The following is a 19,874-nucleotide window of genomic DNA, read 5'->3' as shown; positions in this document are numbered from 1 at the left end:
TTGTCTCCGTATGTATTCAGATCGATTTGAACAGCGGACTTTTCGCGAGCGCCTCGGCGCCGTCCGCGCTGGTGAGAAACTTCTCCGTATAGATATCGCGCTCGAATAGCTGACCCTGCATCAGCGTGCGGATCGCCGCTTCGATCATCACGGGCGGCCCGCACAGATACGCCTTGTGTCCGCGAAAGACGTTGTCGAAATGCGCCTTCGCCGCGTCGTGCACATAGCCGCGAAAACCTTGCCATGGCGAATCCGCCGCTTCATCGGACAATGCCGGCACGTAGGTGAAATTCGCGTGCTCGCGTTCGAGTTGCAGAAACAGCTCGTGGTAGTAGAGCTCCGCGCGATTGCGCGCGCCATAGACGAGCGTGATCTTGCGCGCGTCGTTCTCTTCGAGCATGTCGATCAGCATCGATTTCGGACTCGACAGGCCCGAGCCGCCCGCGATCAGGATCACCGGCTGCGCGTCCGACTTGCGCACGAAGAAGCGCCCATACGGACCGCTGAAGCGGATCTCGTCGCCGGCGCCGATCCGTTCGTGCAGATAGCCCGTGCCCTTGCCGCCGGGCACCCGCCGCACGTTCAGCTCGATGACCGTGCGCGACGCGGGCTTGTCAGCCAGAGAAAACGCGCGCGGCATGTCCTCGCCCGGTATGTGCACGTTCACGTACTGCCCAGCCTGAAACTCGATGCCGTCGCCGTCCAGTTCGACGAAGATGCCTTTGATCGTCGGCGTGAGATCGATCATCTCCTTCACGCGGCCGGTGTAGTCGCGCACGGGAAAGTGCTGAGCGTCCTCGTCTTCGTCGATATCGGCTTCGATCGTCAGATCCGATTGCGCGGTCGCACAGCAGGCGAGGCACTTGCGCTCGTCGCGCTCGAAGTCCATCAGCGCGAACGGCGAAGCCTGCCCGTGCTCGATCTCGCCGTCCAGCACCTGCACCTTGCAGGTGGCGCACAGGCCGTGGCAGCACGCATGCGGCAGCCATACGCCCGCGCGCATGCAGGCGTCGAGTATGGTCTGCTCGTCCTCGATCTCGATGGTCTGCCCGATCGGCTCGATGGTCAGTTGATAGCTCATCGCATCATCTCCTGCTAGCTGCACGATCCGCCGATGCCGTTCAATCCCGGCGTGCGGAAACGAATGACCGCCTTGTGGCCGAGACCGTTCTCGCCGATGGTCGCATCGAAATCGGGCGTGAACGGCTGGCCCGACCTGAACCATTCGGCGGCGCGCAAATCGGCCTTGCACCAGTCCGGATGCGAGGCATACATCGCCGGCAGCATCTCGTCGACGAGTGCCCGGAACGGCGTGGCCGCTTCGACTGGAATGCAATGCGGCGCGCAGAACATCAGATGATCCTCCCAGCCGACGAAGAGCAACTGCTTGCCGCGATAGTTCTCGACGCGATCCCTGATCTCGCCTCTATAGCCTTTCTTCAGCGCGATGACTGACATGATTCGTCTCCTGTGTTGTGCGTTACGCGGCCTGCTGATTCGCTTCGGGTGCTTCCTCGCCGCCGTGGCTCGGCTTGCCGGTCCAGCGCAGCCAGTTCGCGCGATCGGGCGAGTCCTCGAACTCGTGGCCATCTTCGCCTGCGTGAATGTGGTAATAGCGCAGCACTTCACGCATCGGATCGAAGTCCGGCGCGGCCGGATCGGCATCTTCGGGGAAGCAGTTGCCCTGATAGATCTGCTGCACGGGCATCCAGGCCTGCACGTATTTCTCGGGCTCGTTGTCGAAAATGTCCTTGCAGCCGTCGGAACAGAAATGGAACTTGTTGCCGAGGTAATCGCTCTCGCGATAACAGATCTTGGTCGGGTCGTCGGGCTCGGTGAAGGCCATCGGTATCTGGCAGGTCTGACACAGCATCGGCAGCGTGTCGTTGTAGAAGCGGCGGCCGGCCTTCTGCTCATCGCGCCAGTATTCGAGGCGCGGGCGATACAGCTTGTCGAACGTGGCCGGATACTTTTGCGCGAGCCACTGCATTTCATCGTCGGAAGGAATCCACGTGTGCAGCGCCGCCGCGTGCGTGTAGTTGTAGAAGATGCCCCACGCTTCGTGCGAGAGGCGGTCTTTCTCCTTCATCGCGACGTCGTGATATTTCGGCATGCGAATGCCATAGCGTTCGAGGTCGTGAAAGAGCGCGCCGCCATTCTTCTCGAAGTAGGTTTCCCACGCTTCCTGCCACGACATGATCCGCTTGGGCAGCATGTAGTCCATCATCATCGCGACGAGCGTGAGCAGCCGATAGCCGCGCCAGAACCACTTGTCGATCCACTTCTGGATGATCGGCACGTTGCCTGGGTCCTGCTCCAGCAGGAACTTCACGACTTCGAGACCGAGCGTCATGTGGCGCGATTCGTCGGACTGCGCGGAGAAACCGAACGTGACCGTCGCCATGTCGCCGTTGAACGCCGCGCCCGACATGAACGGCATGAACAGCAGATTGGTCAGCACGTATTCGAACGAGAACGAGATGGCCGTCACGAACTCGAACGGGCCGGCGCTCATCGCGTCCTCGAAGTACGACTTCGGCACGGAGAGGTACCACACGCGGTCGTGCATGTGCCTGAAGTCGTGAAAGCCGTTGAAGTACTTGTTGTAGTGGCTGATCGTATGCACCTGCGTCTGCGCATGACGCAGTTCATCGATCGCCTGCATCTGGCACGCGATGCGCGCGCCCGCGCCGCGAAAGTTGCGGCCCGCGAGCGCGAAACCGCGATGCGCCGCATATTCGAGCGGGCTCACGCCGGTCAGAAAGAGCTTGAGCGCGTTGATATAGCGCGGATCGGTGACGTTGAACTGGCCGTTGTTCTGCTGGAACGCGTCGATGATCGCGTAGAGCTTGCGCTCCTTTTCGCCCTGATACTTCCAGTACGCGTCCATCGTGAGACGGAACGGGTCTTCCCACTTGTCCCAGTCGTGCACCTTGATGCCTTCGAAGCGGTCGTAGGGGAAAACTTCGTCCATCGGCTGATAGGTGGTGTCCCAGCCGAGGCCGCGCGTGAGCATCGCGTAGTTTTCCTTGATGCTCAGCTTCTTCGGCGTGTTCGGTTGTGTGCTCATTTGCCTGTCTCCTTTAGTCCTTAAGTCGCCGCTCAGGCTGTCCATTCGAGGATGAATTCGTCGTCGGTTTCGTCGATGTTGCCGCCGAGCGAGATCAGATTCAGTTGCAGTTCGCGCAGGTCGAAGTCGCGGCCGACGATCGCTTCGATCGACTCGCGCCTGATCACGAGCCTGCCGACCGCGTCGATCTTGACCATCGCCGGAAAATGACTGACGACAGCGTGCGGGTTGTCCGCTTCGATCGCTTCGATGATCGGCCGCGAATCGTCGTTGGCCTGCAACGCGATGAATACGGAATCAGCCATGGCTCACCTCCACGCCCTGTTTCGCCATGCGCGCGTCGAACGCCTGCGCGATCGCTTCGAGCGCGTGATGCGCGTCGTCATCGAGACCAACGATGGCGAGCGGCTTCAACGCGTCGAGCACCGCGCCGCGCCACTTCGTGGTCCATTGCGCGAGCAAGGCAGCGTTGGCCGGCGATTGCGCGGCGGCGGTCTTGATGGTCGCGTCGACCCAGCGGCTCGTCTCGTCGAACCATGCGCTCGCGAACTCGTTGAGCATGCCGAGTCCGGGACCGTGCAGACGCGCGATGCGCTCATCGATGTGCCGGTACACGAGCGGATAGAGCAGGCCATCGAGCACGACGTTCTGCGCGACGAAGGTTTCGAACCAGTCCTTCACGACCATCGTGTCTTCGACGACGCGGCGCAGTCCCTGCCACATCGGATCGTCGAGCCAGCGTTGCTTGCCTTCCACGAGCGACGTGCCCTGATTGCCGTCGAGCGCAAGCCCGATGCGCGACAGATACTGCGCGATGCCGAGCCGGTCCATGCAATGGAACATCGTCGCCTGCGTGATGGCCGTGCCCCAGCCGTAAGCGGTCACGAAGCAGTTGTTGGTGTTCGCCGCCCATTCGACGTGACGCAGCGGCACCATGAGCGTGGCGATATGCGCCTTTGCTTCGTCGGAGAGATCGGTGAGCAGACGGCGCTTCGCGACGAACTCGAGGTTCTTCTCCATCGTCTCCTGCTGCTTCGCACGCGTGGTCGTGTACGCGCCGTAGTAGTACTGGCGCGGGTCCTTGAACGCATACCAGTCGTTCATCACGATTGCCGTGCGGCCTTTGTCGTACAGCTCGAACTCCGGCTGCCACAGCGGGCGATAATGAAAATTGACCTCGGGCTGAAGGTCGAATGTCGCTTCCTGATAACGCGACGCGGGCTTGTCCGCGCCGAGCCGGCGCGCGACATGCGAGAAGGTCTGCCGCACCTGCTCGACTGCTGAAGTCTTGATGTCGATCTGCATTCGTCACTCCTTCGGTTCGGAAATCATTCAGAGAGTCCGGGCTGTCCGTAACGCCACTTCGACTGATCAAGATCGAGCTGCGCGCCTTCGTCGCGTGTCAGATGGATCACGCGATTCGCGCGGCAGAACGACTGGTATTCGCGCAGCGGCATCACCAGCTCGACGCTCAGCGCCGGATCGCCGATAGAGAAGTCGAACTCGACGAAGCCATCGTCGCGCTGCTCCCTGAAGCGCACGAAGCGCCGGGTGATGTCGAATGCGCGCGGTGGCCGCGCATAGGCGGGCAATTGCATCGCTGTCTCCTTGGGTCTTGTGTTCGCCGCCGGCCTGGATCGATGAACGATTTGATCTAGAACCGGTGTGCGCTCCCTATAAGGCAACAGGCATGCCAGTCGATCGTTGCAGGCGAAAGGATCGGCGGCCGCGATCGCGGCGATAGCCGCATGGGGCGCGGCTTTCGCGGCATTGCCGTGTCTGCGCGGGCACGCGGCGGCGTGCGACCACGAACGGAATCGAGTTGATGAAATGCTCGAAAAGCGCGTGATTCGCCGCGCGGCGATTCGATCAAATCCGCATCAGGGATCACACTAGTACCGCGCGTGATGACGACGCCACGGCATTGCGCGGCACGCGCACATCGCCTATCGTGGTGCCATGAAAACATCCCCACGGCAGGAGACACGCGCAATGCCACGCCGCGAGAAAGCGCCTTCGAACGAGCAGGAAGGCCTGTCGATGGTGGCGCCCAAGGGCGGTCCCGTCGACAGTCTTCGCTATCCCGACATCGCCGATCTGATGTCGCGCCTGCACTTCTCTCCCGGCGACGGGCGCATCTGGCTCGACGAACAACGCATGCTGCTCGTGCATACCGGCGCGATGGGCACGATGCGCCGCGAGTTGATCGAGAGTCTCGGCATCGATGCCGCGCGCGGATTGCTCACGCGCATGGGCTATAACTCCGGCGCGCGCGATGCCGAGCTCGCGCGGCGTGTTCGCCCCGAGAACACCATCACGGAAATGTTCGCGGTCGGGCCGCAATTGCACATGCTCGAAGGCATGACCATGGTCGAGCCGGTGCGCCTCGAGATCGATGTCGAGCGCGGCCAGTACTACGGTGAATTCATCTGGAAAAACTGTGCGGAGGATGAGGAGCACGTACGCATCTACGGCATCGGCGCGGAGCCGGTGTGCTGGACGCAGCTCGGCTATGCGGCCGGTTACACGAGCGTGTTCATGGGAAGACCGATTCTCTACCGCGAAGTGGAATGCCGTGCGCTCGGCCAGCCGCATTGCCGCATCATCGGCAAGCCGGTGGAGGAATGGGGCGAGGAAGCCGCCGACGATCTGCGATTCATGCAGGCGCAGACGTTCACCAAAGGACTGTCCGCATCGGGCGCGACGAGCGAAGGCGCGTTCGGCGACGTGAACATGGTCGGCGCATCGCCGGGCTTCAACGCGGTATGCCACATGATCAAGCGTGTCGCGGGCACCCGCGCGACGGTGCTGTTCCTCGGCGAGAGCGGCGTCGGCAAGGAAGTGTGCGCGCGCACGCTGCACCGGATCAGCGCGCGCGGCGACGGCCCGTTCGTCGCGGTGAACTGCGCGGCGATTCCCGAGGCGCTGGTCGAATCCGAACTCTTCGGCGTGGACAAGGGCGGCTATACCGATGCCACGCAAAGCCGCCCCGGACGCTTCGAGCGCGCGCACGGCGGCACGCTGTTTCTCGACGAGATCGGCATACTCAGCATGACCGCGCAAGGCAAGCTGCTGCGTGCGCTGCAGGAGGGCGAGATCGAGCGCGTGGGCGGTACGGAGACGAAGCGCGTCGATGTGCGCGTGGTCGCCGCGACGAACCTCGATCTGCGCGATGAAATCCGCGCGGGGCGCTTTCGCGAGGACCTGTACTTCCGGCTGAACGTGTTCCCGATTCGCGTGCCTTCACTGCGCGAGCGCCGCGAGGATTTGCCGGTCCTGCTCAATCACATGCTGCGCAGATATCGCGAGCGGCACGAGCGCGATGTCACCGGCTTCACGCCGCGCGCACTCGATGCACTGCTGAACTACGGCTGGCCGGGGAATATCCGCGAGCTGGAGAACATCGTGGAGCGGGGCGTGATTCTCGCCAACGACGGCGGTGCGATCGATATCGGCCATCTCTTCACGAGCGGCGAGAGCATCGTGACGGAGACGTTCGGCATCGGCGACGATGGGTCGCTGATGGCGTCGCACGCGTTGTCGGCACGCGCGGACGATGCGGGTGGCGACGAGGTCGAGCGCGTTACGCGCAAGGTCAACAGCCTGCTGCTGGGAATCGGCGGCGATGTCGAGCCTACATCGCTCGACGACATCGAAACCGCGTTGCTCAGGAGCGCGGTGCAGCGCGCCGACGGCAATCTGTCGGCGGCGGCGCGCACGCTCGGCATCACACGGCCGCAACTGGTGTACCGTCTCAAGAGCCGGGGATTGCGCCTCTAGCGATGAAGGGTAGGTGTACGACCGGTCCAATGGAGGACATCATGCCTGCGACCGAACCCTGGATATGTCCGACGTGTGCCCATCATGTCACCACACCTTTTTGCCCGATGTGCGGCGAAAGCCCGCTTCGGCCTCCCGATCTGACGTTGCGCGGGATCGGCGCGAAGGTCCTGCACGCGGCGACGAGCATCGACGGACGACTGCTGCGTACGTTCTGGGTTCTGCTGCGTCATCCAGGCGAGCTGACGGTCGCGCATCTGAATGGAAAGCGCATGCCTTTCGTGCCGCCGTTCCAGTTGTTCCTGGTCGCAAATGCGTTCTTTTTCGCGTTGCAGTCCCTGACCGACACGCAGGTGTTCGGCTCGACGCTGGAGTCTCATCTCTATCATCAGGACTGGAGTCCGCTGGCGCGCTCGCTGGCGGCGGAGCGCGTCGCGAGATTGCGGACGGACGTGGCGCAGTACACGGCAACGTTCGATCGTGCGGCGGTGCTCAATGCCAAGTCGCTGATCATTCTCATGGTGGTTCCGTTCACTTTGTCGTTGCGGATGATCTTTCTCCGTTCGCGCAAACCGTTCGTCACCTTTGTCTATTTCTCTCTCCATCTCTACGCGTTCCTGCTATTGGTGTTCTCGCTCGCGCTAGCCGTCGCGGCTATCGATATTCGCCTGGGCGGACTCGGACTCAGTTCGCCATTCATCGACAACCTTCTGTCGGTCGTCAATCTCTGCTTCTGCGGAGGCTATATCTTTCTTGCGATCAAACCCGTCTTCGGCTCGCGCGGTAAAGCAAGAGTCGTTCAGGCCGTGGCATTGGCGCTGGTGGCGGGTCTGATCGTTCTTGGCTATCGATTCACCATCTTTCTGGTCACGCTTTATACGACGTAACGGTGAAAATCGTGCATCAGTCCAATGCGACGGCTGGTGCCTGCACGCGCTTCCGAGCCGGTGCCGTCTCTTTCAGGCAGAGCGCGACGACAAGTCCGATCGCGAGCGCGGCGAGCCCGAGATGCATGATGTACTGAATGCCGAAGTGCTTCGCGATATAACCCGCGATCGCCGGTGCGAGTCCACCACCGAACACTTCTCCGATGCCGACCACCAGACCCGAAGCCGTCGACATCAGTTTCGCCGGCACCGATTCCGCACTCAACGGCCCCACCGTCAGGGTGATCATGCTGAAGACGAACAGCAGCGTGAGCGTAAGGTAAGTAAACAGCAACGTCGGATTCGCACCGGTCCGCATGAGAAGAAGGAGAAAGAGCGCCGCGCCGATCACGGAGAAGATCATGACCGGCTTTCTGCCGAGCTTGTCGGAGAGAGCGGGCATGACGAGCGTGCCGAGCGTGCCGCCGAAACCGATTGCCGAGAGCACATAACCCATCTGCTGCATGCTCAGATGAAGATAGTCGATCAGATAGCTGGGGAAAAGCGCGCTCAGCACGACGAGGCACGTGAGCCAGCACAGCATGCCGACGATGTTCAAAGAGATGTTGCGGTAGCGAAAGACGTCGGTCCACTTGTGGCTGGTGGCGTCGTGTGTGGCGGTGTGCTGTGCAGCGGATGAAGCCTTCGTGTCGCGCAGCACCTTGAACATCAGGTAAGCAACCAGCAAACCTGGAATCGACACGACTGCGAAAATCCAGTGCCACGGCAAGACTTTGAGCAACTGTGTCACGAGGATCGGCGCGATGCCCAGACCGAAGAGCGGCAACGCCATCTGCTGAATGCCGATATTGCGCCCGTGGCGCGTCGGCTTCGATGCGTCGAGCGTCGCGATGATGCTGGCAGGCGTGTACGCGCCCTCGGCTAAGCCCATCACCGCGCGAATCAGAATCAGGGAAGCGACGCCCGTCGCGAGACCGCTCAGGCCCGCCAGCAGCGAGAACGCGATGATCGCCGGAATGATGACCTTGCGATGGCCCGTGCGGTCGGACAGGTTGCCCATGAACATCGCCGACACGCCCCACGCGACGGCGAGCGCGCCGGTGATGTGTCCGAGGTCCTGATAGTCGAGATGCAGTTCCGTCATCATGACGGGAAAGAGCGGCATGATCATGAACCGGTCGATGCCGACCAGTCCAAAGCCCAGCGACAGCAAGGCCACGGCTTTCCACTCATAGGCGGTATCCCACCTCGAACCGGTGTTGTATTCCATGTTTGCAATCTCCAGATTGATAAGCGCGTGTCAGAAAATAGTCTGCAGGCCGAGGCGGCCGATGATTTGATGCGTGGTGCTCGACTGTCCCGCACCGTTGATCCAGGCGTTATGTCCGCCTTCGACATCGCCGCCCGTCCACTGGTAGACGGCTTCGGCGTACAACGTGGTGCGCTTGGACAGGAGATACTGCGCGACGCTGGTGACCTGCTGTGCCCTGTTGTGGCTCAGCTGCGCGTTGCCCTTCATGTACTGATAGTTCGCGCCGAAACGGATATCCGGCATGAACGTGTACAGCCCTCCGACCTGAACCGCCTGCACGACGCCTCCCGTCAGCGTATTGCGCGTATTCGTGTAGAGCGCATTGAGATACACGTCACCGATGGTCTGGCTGAGACCGCCTCCGAAGTTGCGAATCCCGTCGTGACCGTCGTTCAGTGCCGCGTATTTCGTTTCGTTGTAAGCCGCCGCGATGCCGAAGCCGCCGATCGCATAGTTCACGCCGAATCCAATCGTGTTGTTCGCGGAAAACGAACCGGGCGTATTGCCGAAGCCGTACAGCGCGCCGAGCCTCAAACCCGCGAAAGTGGCCGATACGAGCTTGATCGAGTTCGACACGCGCGACGTACCGCCGGTCTGATCGAAGTCGAACGAGCCGGTGGGATTCTGGGGAATGCCGAGCGCGGCGAACGGACCCTGCCGCATGTTGTAGAGGCCGCCATAGGTGAAGGCTCCGTCCAGTTTCGCAGGCGGAAAGAAAAGGAAATCCGCCATCAGGTTGTATTGCTGACCGAACGTAATGCTTCCGATGTCGTCCTTCGACAGCCCGACGAAAGCCTGCCGGTTGAAGTCGGCGTTCGGTCCCGGGATGCCTGCGCCGCTGTTCACCGAGAACTGCGACGCGAGCTCGAACACGGCCTTGTAACCGCCGCCCAGATCTTCGACGCCGCGCATGCCCCAGAGGCTGGGCGTCCAGATCGAGTCGTCGGCCTTGAAATTGTGGCTGCCGTTCTCGTTGCTCACATAGCTCACGCCGACGTCGAGAATGCCGAACAGCGTTACGCTGCTTTGCGCGTGAGCGTGCGGCGTGAGCGCGCATGCAACAGCCAGTGCGCACAGTGTCTTTCTCATGTTCTCCTCCAGTCAGTTCTTATTCGATTCAGGAAAGAGCCGCTTCCGTGTGTTCGTCGATCGAAAGCCGCGACACGAGATCGCTCAACAACGCCGGCAGTTGTTCGAGCGTCTTCACGCCGCCGAAGATGTAGTAGTCGGGACGCACGACGATGGCCTTGACACCGTGTTCGTCGAAGAACCGCTTGTATTTGCCGCTGACATCGAACAGCACGCGATCCTTGACGGCTTTGTCGGCGTCGCTCGTGATGCCGATCGAATGCCCGCCGATGGCCGCCAGCGCCGCCTTGTCCTGCGCGTCGAGGTACCGGTTCGGATGCGCGTCGAGCGCGATCACGTGAAAGCCGTTGGGCATGGTGTCGTCGTAGCGGGTTGCCTCGCCCAGGTTCTTCACCTGACCGTGAACGCTCAGCAGGCCAGCCACGCTCTCGCAGGCGAATGCGGGGTCCTTGCAGATCAGGCCATCGGTCAGGCCGGGGAAGGGCGCAAGCGCGGGCACATCGCCTGCGAGATACGCTTCGTCGCGGCGGGCCGCTTCGTCCTTGTCGGAGATGCACACGAGCTGACCCATCGCGATGGACGCATCGATCACGGCACGCACCTGCGGCCGACGTTCGGGCGTATAGCCTTCGAGCACCCGGTCCGAAGCCAGGCCCTTCAGGATCAGGTCGAAGCGCCAGGCGAGATTCCATGCGTCGCGGATACCGGAGCACATGCCCTGCCCCATGAACGGCGGCATTTGATGCGCAGCGTCGCCAGCGAGCACCACGCGGCCGCTATGCCAGTTTCTTGCGATCAGCGAGCGAAACTTGTAGACGGCATGGCGCACGAGCGTCGCGTTCTCCGGCGTCACCCAGGGCGACAGCAGCTCCCACACTTTCTCCGGCTTTTGCAGGTCTTCGATCGATTCGTGCGGCAGACGCATGAACTCCCAGCGACGGTAGCCGGGGCCGCCCGGCACCATCGTCGTCGGGCGCGCAGGATTGCACCACTGGCCGATGTCGGGCACGTCGAGCTTCACGCCATCGTTCGGCTGCAGATCGATGACGAGCCAGTCTTCCTGAAAGCCGAGATCGTCGAACTCGATGCCTTGCGACTTTCGAACGAAGCTGTTCGCCCCGTCCGCCCCGACGACATAGCGCGCGCGCACCGTCTGCGTCTCGCCGGTCGGCTGCCAGATCGCGCCGTCCATCGCGCCGCGGCGCAGGGTCAGTTCGCAGCAGTCGGACAACTGCCGCAATCCGGTCGCTTCCCAGCCCTGTTGCACCGAGACATTCGGTATTGACTTGGCCTTGCTGTCGAGCAGCGCTTCGAGCGACGGCTGATTGAAAAGGTAGCCCACCGGCCCATCGCTGATCGATTCCGCGGACCAGTCGATCTCGACGAGCGTTTTCCAGTCCGCGTTGAACCACTGGTATTTGGAGGACGGTTGCGAGATGCGCTGGACCTCTTGTCCAAGATCCATTGCATGAAACACGCGGCGGATCTCGTGATCGTGAAAGACGGCACGCGGAAGCGGATACAGCGAAGGCCAGCGGTCGAAGACCGCCACGTGATAGCCGCGCTCTCCGAGAAGAATGGAAAGAGATTGCCCGACCGGTCCGTATCCGACAATCGCGACGTCGAGGATGGTTTGATCTGTCATTTCGGTTCACCTGCTGAAAAATGAGCGAGTTGTGCCCTGGCGCCGGATGAGTCCGGCAGCCATCGAATCGATGCAATGGGTGTGAAGCGATCAGTCTTGTGAAACGACGCCTGCTTCGGTGTTATGGATGAAGTCGTCGGGGACCGGCGGGCCCCACAGATAGAGCGAGTCTTCCGGCGCGAAGTCGCCAGCGGGCCATGTCTGGCCGGCAGACACGAAATCGATGTCGGCGGAGTACTCGCAGAACGAGCCCCACGGGTCCTGCACGTAGTGGAAATAGTTCGAACCCAGTACGTGTCTGCCCGTGCCCCAGCCCTTCGTGAAGCCGGCCGCGGCCATCTGCGAGGCGCCTTGGCCGACGAGGTTCACGTCATCGACGTCCCACGCCGCGTGATGCCAGCCGCGCGCGCTGCTTTTGGCGAACGCGAGCAGATGGTGGTCGCTGCCATGCGGCGCATGCGTGAATGCGATGATGTCGAGCGACTTGTCCGACAGACGCAGACCGAGTGCCTTGCCATAGAACTCCAGTGCACGGAGAACGTCGGGCGAGAACAGCAGCACATGCGAGAGACGTCGTGGCCGCACGGTTTGCGCGGCTGAACGCGTGTGCGCGCCGCGCTCGTCCGCGTGACTCGATGCGACGACGCACGGTTGCTTCCCGGATGGCGTCGTCTTCGGGCCGACCTTGACCTGAATCAGGTTGCCGTCCGGATCGCGGAACCAGAAGCCTTGATCGGGCGATGCGATCAGGTCCGCGCCTGTCGCCTCAACCTGTTCGCGGATCGCCGCGAAATCGTTTTCGAAGCAATTGAAACTCAGATACGCCAGCGACTTTGCCGACGCGGGGAGCATGCGCGCCCAGCGATGCCCGTCGGCTGCGCGCAACTCGATTGCTTCGGCTGTCGCGGTCACATCGAGGCCGAACGCGCTGAAGAATCGCTCTGCATCGGCGAGCGAGGGAACGTTGAGCGCAAAGTGATCGATCGAGTGAACACTTGCGCATGCGGATGCTACGGCTGGGTCGCTCATGACCGTGTCTCCATGTCCGATGAGCGCCGGCTCTGCGGCCGGCTTCGTGGATGAGGTATCAACGCGCTGCTTCGTCGGCGATGACATTGCGCAGGGTGCCGATTTTCTCGACCGACACTTCGCACACGTCGCCCGCTTTCATCAGAAGGCGCGGCGTGCGCGCCCAGCCGATGCCCGACGGCGTGCCGGACACGATCACATCGCCCGCTTCGAGGGTGATGGCTTCGCTGATGACACTGATGAGCGTCGCGACGTCGAAGACCATGTCGTCGGTGCTCGCCGACTGGACCACTTCGCCGTTCACGCGCGTCTCCAGCAACAGGCCTTTCGCTCCGGCGGGCAGTTCGTCGGCGGTGACGAGATCGGGACCGAATGCGCCCGTGCCATCGAAATTCTTGCCGACGGTCCACTGCGGCGTCTTGAACTGATACTCGCGCACGGAACCATCGTTGAAGAGCGCATAACCCGCGACATGCGAGAGCGCGTCTTCTTTCGCGATGTGACGGCCGCCCTTGCCCAGCACGACCGCGACTTCGCCTTCGTAATCGAGGCCTGCCGAATCGCCGACGCCTGGGCGGATCATCGGTTGCTCGTGCGCGACCAGACTGGTGTTGACGCGCAGGAACAGGGTCGGGTAGTCGGGCTGTTCGTACTTGCTTTCCTTGGTGTGGTCGGCGTAGTTCAGACCGACGCAAACAATCTTGGGCGGTTTCTGCAGCGGCGGAAGGTATTTCAGGCCGGCGGCAGGCACCTTGTCTTCCGTCGCGTGGGTTGCGGCGTACTCATCGAGACGAACGCCGCGCGCGAGAAGCGACTCCAGTGTCTCGTCACCGACGACGCGCACGTGATCGCCATCCCGTACGCCGAGGGTTGCCTTGCCATTCTTTTCGAAACTGACGAAACGCATATCTGCCTCCTGTGGACCCGAAGGCACGACGCCTCGGGTTTGCGTGAATCTCATATTGACGAATGTGTCAGTTCCAATTCTATGCATATTGACAATATCGTCAATATGAATCGACTCAGGACAAACCCGCACGCGGCACGCGCTGCTAAAATCAAGCCAGATCAACGGGATAGCCCATGGAAGACACAGAATCGACCGAAAATCACCGAACCCGCGTGGGAGCGCAGCGGCGGGAGAAGACGCGCATCCGTCTCATCGAAAGCGCGCTGGGTGTGTTCGCGGAAAAGGGCGCGGATGCCCCGACGATCGACGATTTCATTGCCGCGGCGGGGGTCGCGCGCGGGACGTTCTACAACTACTTCCGCACGACCGCGGAACTGCTGTCGGCTGTGGCGGGCGAAAGCAGCGATGAAGTGCTCGCGATCCTCGACCCGCTCGTGCGCGCGATCGATGATCCGGCGCAACGCGTGGTGGTGGGTTCGCGTCTTTACATGGGGATGGCGGCGCGCTATCCGCTGTGGGGCGCGTTCATTACGCGGGTGGGAACGAAGCGGGGATCGCGCGGCCGCCTGCTCGACGAGTACCTCACGCGGGATCTGCAACTGGCGCTGGATGCGGGTCGCTTCGACGTGACCGATCTGGTCGTCGCGCGCGATATCGCGCTTGGCTCGATCATGTACGGCATCGAAACGCTTTTATCCGCCGATGCGCCCGCCGATTACGCCGAGCAGTCGATGTTCGCGCTGATGCGTGCCTTTGGCATCGGCGCGAAGGAAGCGCGCAAGCTCGCCTATGCGCCGATCGCCGAGCCACCGGCGCCACGCGGTGCTATCTTCGAGCGGGTCGGTGCGTTGGCGGGGTGATGCGTGGAAACTTGGCATCCCTGAAAAATAGTTTCTGACACGCTCCGACACATCGTTATCGTCCTGTCGAGATTGTCATTCGACCGAAACCGCGCTCTCCCGACGCGCGTTCCTTCTCAGGACATCGGCGGGCACGCCATACGTCCGCACAAACGCGCGGCGCATGCGCTCCCTGTCCGCGAAGCCCGTCTCCTGCGCGACCACGTTGATCGTATGGCGGCCTTGCTCGATCATGAATCTCGCGGCTTCCAGCCGAAGCTGTTCGACAGCCTTCGCCGGAGACTGACCCGTTTCCGCCAGAAACGCGCGGCTGAACTGCCGGGGGCTGAGATTGGCCACGTCCGCGAGTTCCTCGATGCTGAGCGGATTGCGCAGGTTGCGTCGTATGTGTCCGAGCACCGACTCGATCCGGTCCGACTTCGGCGTCATATCGAGCAAGGCCGAGTGCTGCTTTTGTCCGCCCAGCCGCCGCTGGTTCATGACGAGAAGGCGGGCCACCAGTTTGGCGGCATCGGGTCCGAGGTCGTTATCGAGCAGAGCCAGGGCGAGATCGATCCCGGCCGTCATGCCCGCCGATGTCCATATCGGTCCGTCATTGATGAAGATCCGGTCTTCTTCCGTTACGACATCCGGGAAGCGTGCCCTGAACTCGGACGCGTGCGCCCAATGCATGGTCGCGCGCCGGCCATTCAGCAGTCCCGCTTCGGCAAGCACGAATGCGCCACTGCAGATGGAAGCCACGCGTCGCGATGCTTTCGCGGCTTCCTTCACGAACGCGATCAAGGCCGGATCGAATGGAGGAATCCTGAGCTCCGTGATCGAGCCCACGATGACCGTATCGAATGCCGGCTCTCCGAATGCCCTGGTTTGCAGCGTCATTCCGCTCGACGATTCGAGCGGGCCGCCCTGCGGCGACAGCAGATGAATCTCGTAGCACGGACCTCGTGGCGGCATGTTCGCGAGTTCGAATGCCGTGAGCGCCGCGAGGCTCATGAGCTGGAATCTCTGCGGCACGATGAAGCCGATCTGATGCATACCTGCTCCTGCCAGGCGCGCGAGTCGATTCCCCCGTGCGGCCGATGGCGCAAATGGTGGCAACAACGACCTACATGCTAGTGGCATGCGGAGCTAAGGTACAAGCACTTCTTTCTCCGCCAGGAAACGACGACATGTCGAAAATCATCCGCGCCGCAGCCGTCCAGATATCGCCCGTTCTTTATAGCCGCGAAGGTACCGTCGAAAAAGTTGTCCGCAAGATTCTGGAACTCGGAAAGCAGGGCATGCAGTTCGCGACTTTCCCCGAAACGATCGTTCCTTACTACCCGTATTTCTCGTTTATCGAATCGCCGTTCGCCATGGGGGCCGAGCATTACAAGCTCCTCGAACAGGCCGTGACGGTTCCGTCGGATACGACCGATGCGATCGGTGAAGCCGCGCGTCAGGCCGGCATGGTGGTGTCGATCGGCGTCAACGAACGCGACGGCCGCACGCTCTACAACACCCAGTTGCTGTTCGATGCGGATGGCACGCTGGTGCAGCGCCGTCGCAAGCTATCGCCGACTTATCATGAGCGAATGGTCTGGGGAATGGGCGACGGCTCGGGCTTGCGCGCGATCGATACGGCCGTGGGCCGGGTCGGTCAGCTTGCGTGCTGGGAGCACTACAACCCGCTCGCGCGCTACGCGTTGATGGCTGACGGCGAGGAAATCCATTCCGCGATGTATCCGGGCTCATTCGCGGGCGATCTCTTCTCGGAGCAGATCTCCGTCAACATTCGTCAGCACGCGCTCGAAGCGGGAGCTTTCGTCGTGAACGCAACGGCATGGCTCAACCCTGAGCAGCAACAGCAGATTCTGCGGGATACCAACACCACGCAGATCGGCCCGATCTCGAGTGGCTGCTTCACTGCGATCGTGTCGCCGGACGGAGAGTTCATGGGCGGAGCGCCCTTGCGTGAAGGAGAGGGCGAGATCATCGCGGATCTCGACTTCTGGCAGATCGACAAGCGCAAACGCATGATGGATTCCCGCGGCCACTACAGCCGCCCGGACGTGCTCGGACTCGTGATCGATCGCGCGCCGAAGACACATGTCATCGAACGAACGCTGCATGTGCCGGCCGTGAACCTGGAAGTCTCCGCCTGAACCGGGCTACGTGCCCACGAACCTGGAGTGAGTGCAATGGACTTCAACGATGTCATGCTCGAGCGCAACGCGGCGTTCGCCAACAGCGCGTTTTCGGCCGAACTCAAGATGATGCCGTCGACGGGAACGGTGGTCGTCGGCTGCGTCGATCCGCGGGTCGATCCGGCGAGCGTGCTGGGGCTGAAGCAAGGCGAAGCGGCGGTGATCCGCAATGTCGGTGGCCGGCTCAACAAGCCGCTGCTCGAAACGCTGGCCATCCTGGCTGTCGTCGCGAAGGCGGCCGGACGCCCGGACGGCGCGCGCAATCTCGTGCTGCTTCAGCATACCGATTGCGGGATCATCGGCTGTCATGCGCATGCGCCGGCCTTGCTGGCGAACCATCTCGACGTCGAAACCGACGCACTCGCCGATCTCGCGATCACCAACCCATACGAGGCGGTCGCGCTGGACGTTGCCGCGCTCAGGGCGAACAGGAATTTGCCGGACGGTCTGATCGTGTCGGGGCTGGTGTATGACGTCAAGACCGGACTCGTCAAGACCGTCGTTCCCGCTGCGCCTTTGCGCGCGCCGGCGGATTAGAAGACCCGACGCGGTCGATCAGGGTCGCAACGATTGCGCCGTGCTGATCAGATTTTGCGGCGCCACGCGGATGATGCCGTTGCGCGGACTGTCGATATCGGCGATCAGCATGAACGACAGCGACACCACCATCGGCATGATCAGAAGAAAGCGGCGTGTCGCGGTCGCAGTTCGTACGCCGTAGCCGACGAGGAGGTTGGCGAACAGGCCGATAACCATCAACAACGCCCACGCGGCACTCGGGATGCGATTCCTCCACGCAGCCTGCGTGTAGCCCTGAGTGTTGATCACATCGTTCATGCCGGCGACGACGAGCGCCGTGAGCGGGTTCGGCAGCGCTGCGGCATCGGCCGTGGCCGCCGCCCAGAGCTGGGTCTCCAGCTGCGTGGTGGCGGCGTCGATCTGCGTGAGTTGCTGCGCATCGTGCACCTGATAGTACTGAATGCGCTGGTCGATATATTTGACGAGGAGCGCGCGCACATCGGCGGCGGCCGGGCCCGGCAAGAGGTCGGCGCGAATGAACTCGGTGCCGATGGCGTTGGCTTCTTCTTCCTCGAAGTTCTTGCGCTGATCGTAACGGCCGACCGCCATCGACAGACTGAAGCCGATCACCAGCGCGAGCAGCGTGAGCACGGCGGACTGCACGACGCCGAAGTCGTCGCGAGCTTCATCATCGAGTGGTTTGGCGCGACGCAGGACCGATGCGCCGAGCCACGCGGCAAACGACATCATCACGATCGACACGACAAAGACAGTAAACGGATGACTCGCGAGTTGCGCCATGCCTGGCCTCCTTTGAAGTTCGGTCCACCGCTTCGTACCGCGCGCTCACGGCGACTGCATATTCTGCATTGCCTTCGCCTTGGTTGTCTGAGCGTCGGCGATCAGCTTGTACGCTGCGTAGTATTTATAGATGTTGCGCACGTAAGTCGTGGTTTCGATGCCGATCTTCTCGGCCACGACGATCTCCACATTGTTGAACCACTTGTCGGGATCGAGCCCGCGGGCGGCGGCTTCCTTGCGCATCTTGGCGATATTGCCGGGCCCGGCGTTGTAGCTCGCAAACGCGAAGAGCGGCCGGTCGCTGTCGCTGAAGTGTGCATCGGAGAAATAGCGGGTCATCAATTGATCCATGTATTTCGCACCCGCGTGAATATTGGCCTCGGTGACGGAGATGCTGCCGACCGCCATCTGCTTGCCGGTGGCGGGCATGATCTGCATGATGCCGATCGCGCCGACATGACTGCGCGCAGTCTGGTTGAGCTGCGATTCCTGATAACCCTGCGCGGCCAGCATCAGCGGATCGAAGCTGTACTGTTTGCCGTACCTGTCGAACAGGGCGAGGGTCTGCTCGAAGCGCTTGCGTTCCGCGTCGTCGGTGTTGTTGGAGATCTGCTTGATCTGTTTCATGAACTGGGCCTGGCGATAGGCCGCCACGCCCAGCTTTTTCACGTAGCTCACGTAGAAGTCGGTGACCGCCGCCTTGAGTTGTGGACTGTCCTTGCGGAACGCCCAGCCGACGTAGCCCTCGGTGCGAACGGCGAGATCGTCGCGCACCTTGATGCGGGGCAGCACCTGCGCCCACATTTTCGCTTTCCAGTCATCGACGATCACGATATCGAGCACGCCCGCGTTCAGCATCTCGAGCTTGTCTTCGTCTTCGAGCGCATCCGGCAGCAAGGTGATCTGCATCGGGGGCTTTCCCGCTGCACGGAACCGGTCGTTGAGCGACATCAGGCTGTCGTAGTAGCTCGTTGCCTTGCGTACGTCGACCTGCTTGCCCGCAAGGTCGTCCAGGGTGGCGAGCGGCGGCGCCTTCGGGCCCGTGACGACCACTTCGCGCACGGACTGGCGGTCGCTCGGCGCCACGAAGTCGACGATTTTCTGCCGTTCGGGCGTCGCAGTCAGATTGCCCGCGGAGATGTCGCCGAGGCCGGCCACCAGGTTCGTCAGAAGCTTGTCGCGGGTGGTCGGAATCAGATAGACCGTGACGGGCCGTTTGCCGAGCCGATCGGCATAGCGCTTGTTGATATAGCGTTCGAAGTCGCGCGCGAGTTCAGCCGACAGGCCGCGCTCGCGGCCCTTGTCGTTGAAATAGAGCGTTCGGCTGTACGGGACGAGAAAGCGGATCGTGCGCCGCTCCAGCATGGCGTCGAAGTCGCCGGTCCATGGCTTGACCATCAGGTTCAGTTGACGCACTGCAGCGGGCGGCATGGTCTTGCTCGCCGAGGCCGGCATGGCGCCGGAGGCGGGCTGCGGCGATGCCGCTCGCGCGCCTTCGAGCGCCATCAGGATGCAAACGAGTGCAGCGATGAATCGACGATCTGCTTTCATGACGACGCGTCCCCCGAATGTTGACGAGTGCCGAGCTTGGCCGACTACTAACCAATCATAGGTCAGCGATTCGCAGGCTTTTGTTTTCGCTGGATCCCGTTGGCGTGTCGGTTTATTAGCGTTGCCCCTGTGCGGGGCGGCAGTCACTTTCTTTGCTGCTGCAAAGAAAGTAACCAAAGAAAGCAGCTCGAGCCGCCCACGGTCACACGCAATTTGAGTGTTCTTCTCCTCGTTC

Annotated in this window: 19 protein-coding genes; 5 read left to right on the top strand and 14 right to left on the bottom strand. The window is 62.0% G+C overall.

What is annotated here, in order from left to right; all coding sequences use genetic code 11:
- Positions 1-16: 16 nt before the first annotated feature.
- Genes NK8_RS25095 through NK8_RS25070 form a run of 6 tightly spaced genes read right to left on the bottom strand, consistent with a single transcriptional unit; the run spans position 17 to position 4,668 of the window.
- Complete coding sequence (locus NK8_RS25095) at positions 17-1,081, bottom strand: NADH:ubiquinone reductase (Na(+)-transporting) subunit F (RefSeq protein WP_213230878.1); 1,065 nt, start codon at positions 1,079-1,081, stop codon at positions 17-19.
- Positions 1,082-1,095: 14 nt separating this feature from the next.
- Positions 1,096-1,458, bottom strand: coding sequence for a phenol hydroxylase subunit P4 (locus tag NK8_RS25090; RefSeq protein ID WP_213230875.1), 363 nt, complete (start codon positions 1,456-1,458; stop codon positions 1,096-1,098).
- A gap of 22 nt (positions 1,459-1,480) precedes the next feature.
- Positions 1,481-3,070, bottom strand: a complete 1,590-nt coding sequence (locus tag NK8_RS25085; RefSeq protein ID WP_213230873.1) for an aromatic/alkene/methane monooxygenase hydroxylase/oxygenase subunit alpha — start codon at positions 3,068-3,070, stop codon at positions 1,481-1,483.
- Between the two features lie 32 nt (positions 3,071-3,102).
- Complete coding sequence (locus NK8_RS25080) at positions 3,103-3,375, bottom strand: MmoB/DmpM family protein (RefSeq protein WP_213230871.1); 273 nt, start codon at positions 3,373-3,375, stop codon at positions 3,103-3,105.
- The gene (locus NK8_RS25075) at positions 3,368-4,375 is read right to left on the bottom strand and encodes an aromatic/alkene monooxygenase hydroxylase subunit beta (protein WP_213230869.1); all 1,008 of its coding nucleotides are present in this window, start codon (positions 4,373-4,375) and stop codon (positions 3,368-3,370) included. Before NK8_RS25075 ends, NK8_RS25080 begins: the two co-directional genes overlap by 8 nt.
- 23 nt (positions 4,376-4,398) lie before the next feature.
- Entirely contained in the window at positions 4,399-4,668 is a 270-nt protein-coding gene (locus NK8_RS25070) for a phenol hydroxylase subunit (RefSeq protein ID WP_162068748.1), read from the bottom strand.
- Positions 4,669-5,110: 442 nt separating this feature from the next.
- Between NK8_RS25070 and NK8_RS25065 the strand changes: the two genes are divergently transcribed.
- Positions 5,111-6,850, top strand: a complete 1,740-nt coding sequence (locus tag NK8_RS25065; protein WP_213231558.1) for a sigma-54-dependent Fis family transcriptional regulator — start codon at positions 5,111-5,113, stop codon at positions 6,848-6,850.
- Positions 6,851-6,891: 41 nt separating this feature from the next.
- Positions 6,892-7,737: a DUF3667 domain-containing protein gene (locus NK8_RS25060; protein ID WP_213230867.1), complete on the top strand. Its 846-nt coding sequence runs from the start codon at positions 6,892-6,894 to the stop codon at positions 7,735-7,737.
- A gap of 16 nt (positions 7,738-7,753) precedes the next feature.
- On the opposite strand, the gene NK8_RS25055 is transcribed toward NK8_RS25060, so the two are convergent.
- The 5 genes from NK8_RS25055 to NK8_RS25035 form a co-directional block, all read right to left on the bottom strand.
- A complete protein-coding gene (locus NK8_RS25055) occupies positions 7,754-9,007 on the bottom strand; it encodes an MFS transporter (RefSeq protein WP_213230866.1) in 1,254 nt (417 codons plus the stop codon).
- Positions 9,008-9,037: 30 nt separating this feature from the next.
- Positions 9,038-10,138, bottom strand: coding sequence for a porin (locus NK8_RS25050; protein WP_213230863.1), 1,101 nt, complete (start codon positions 10,136-10,138; stop codon positions 9,038-9,040).
- A gap of 28 nt (positions 10,139-10,166) precedes the next feature.
- A complete protein-coding gene (locus NK8_RS25045; RefSeq protein WP_213230861.1) occupies positions 10,167-11,783 on the bottom strand; it encodes a bifunctional 3-(3-hydroxy-phenyl)propionate/3-hydroxycinnamic acid hydroxylase in 1,617 nt (538 codons plus the stop codon).
- A gap of 90 nt (positions 11,784-11,873) precedes the next feature.
- Positions 11,874-12,812 carry a VOC family protein gene (locus NK8_RS25040; RefSeq protein ID WP_213230858.1) on the bottom strand — a complete coding sequence of 313 codons (939 nt, stop codon included), beginning with the start codon at positions 12,810-12,812 and terminating at the stop codon, positions 11,874-11,876.
- A 58-nt stretch (positions 12,813-12,870) separates the two neighbouring features.
- Positions 12,871-13,719 (bottom strand): fumarylacetoacetate hydrolase family protein, encoded by an 849-nt coding sequence (locus NK8_RS25035; RefSeq protein ID WP_213230856.1) that lies wholly within the window; start codon positions 13,717-13,719, stop codon positions 12,871-12,873.
- A 176-nt stretch (positions 13,720-13,895) separates the two neighbouring features.
- Here NK8_RS25035 and NK8_RS25030 point away from each other — a divergent pair, with 176 nt between their 5' ends.
- Entirely contained in the window at positions 13,896-14,582 is a 687-nt protein-coding gene (locus NK8_RS25030; protein ID WP_162068741.1) for a TetR/AcrR family transcriptional regulator, read from the top strand.
- 75 nt (positions 14,583-14,657) lie between these two features.
- Here NK8_RS25030 and NK8_RS25025 read toward each other — a convergent pair whose 3' ends face one another.
- Entirely contained in the window at positions 14,658-15,617 is a 960-nt protein-coding gene (locus tag NK8_RS25025; protein ID WP_213230854.1) for a GlxA family transcriptional regulator, read from the bottom strand.
- A 134-nt stretch (positions 15,618-15,751) separates the two neighbouring features.
- On the opposite strand from NK8_RS25025, the gene NK8_RS25020 reads away from it, so the two are divergent.
- Together NK8_RS25020 and NK8_RS25015 are read left to right on the top strand one after the other, a co-directional pair.
- Positions 15,752-16,726 carry a nitrilase-related carbon-nitrogen hydrolase gene (locus NK8_RS25020; RefSeq protein ID WP_213230853.1) on the top strand — a complete coding sequence of 325 codons (975 nt, stop codon included), beginning with the start codon at positions 15,752-15,754 and terminating at the stop codon, positions 16,724-16,726.
- A gap of 36 nt (positions 16,727-16,762) precedes the next feature.
- Positions 16,763-17,305 (top strand): carbonic anhydrase, encoded by a 543-nt coding sequence (locus NK8_RS25015; RefSeq protein WP_213230852.1) that lies wholly within the window; start codon positions 16,763-16,765, stop codon positions 17,303-17,305.
- Positions 17,306-17,323: 18 nt separating this feature from the next.
- Here NK8_RS25015 and NK8_RS25010 read toward each other — a convergent pair whose 3' ends face one another.
- Together NK8_RS25010 and NK8_RS25005 are read right to left on the bottom strand one after the other, a co-directional pair.
- Positions 17,324-18,088 (bottom strand): hypothetical protein, encoded by a 765-nt coding sequence (locus NK8_RS25010; protein WP_162068737.1) that lies wholly within the window; start codon positions 18,086-18,088, stop codon positions 17,324-17,326.
- Between the two features lie 45 nt (positions 18,089-18,133).
- A complete protein-coding gene (locus NK8_RS25005; RefSeq protein ID WP_225936413.1) occupies positions 18,134-19,594 on the bottom strand; it encodes a transporter substrate-binding domain-containing protein in 1,461 nt (486 codons plus the stop codon).
- Between the last annotated feature and the right edge of the window lie 280 nt (positions 19,595-19,874).

Origin of the sequence: Caballeronia sp. NK8 (assembly GCF_018408855.1) — a bacterium.
GTDB lineage: Bacteria > Pseudomonadota > Gammaproteobacteria > Burkholderiales > Burkholderiaceae > Caballeronia.
The sequence above is the reverse complement of the archived record's forward strand: the minus strand, read 5'-3'. Positions and strand labels throughout refer to the sequence as shown.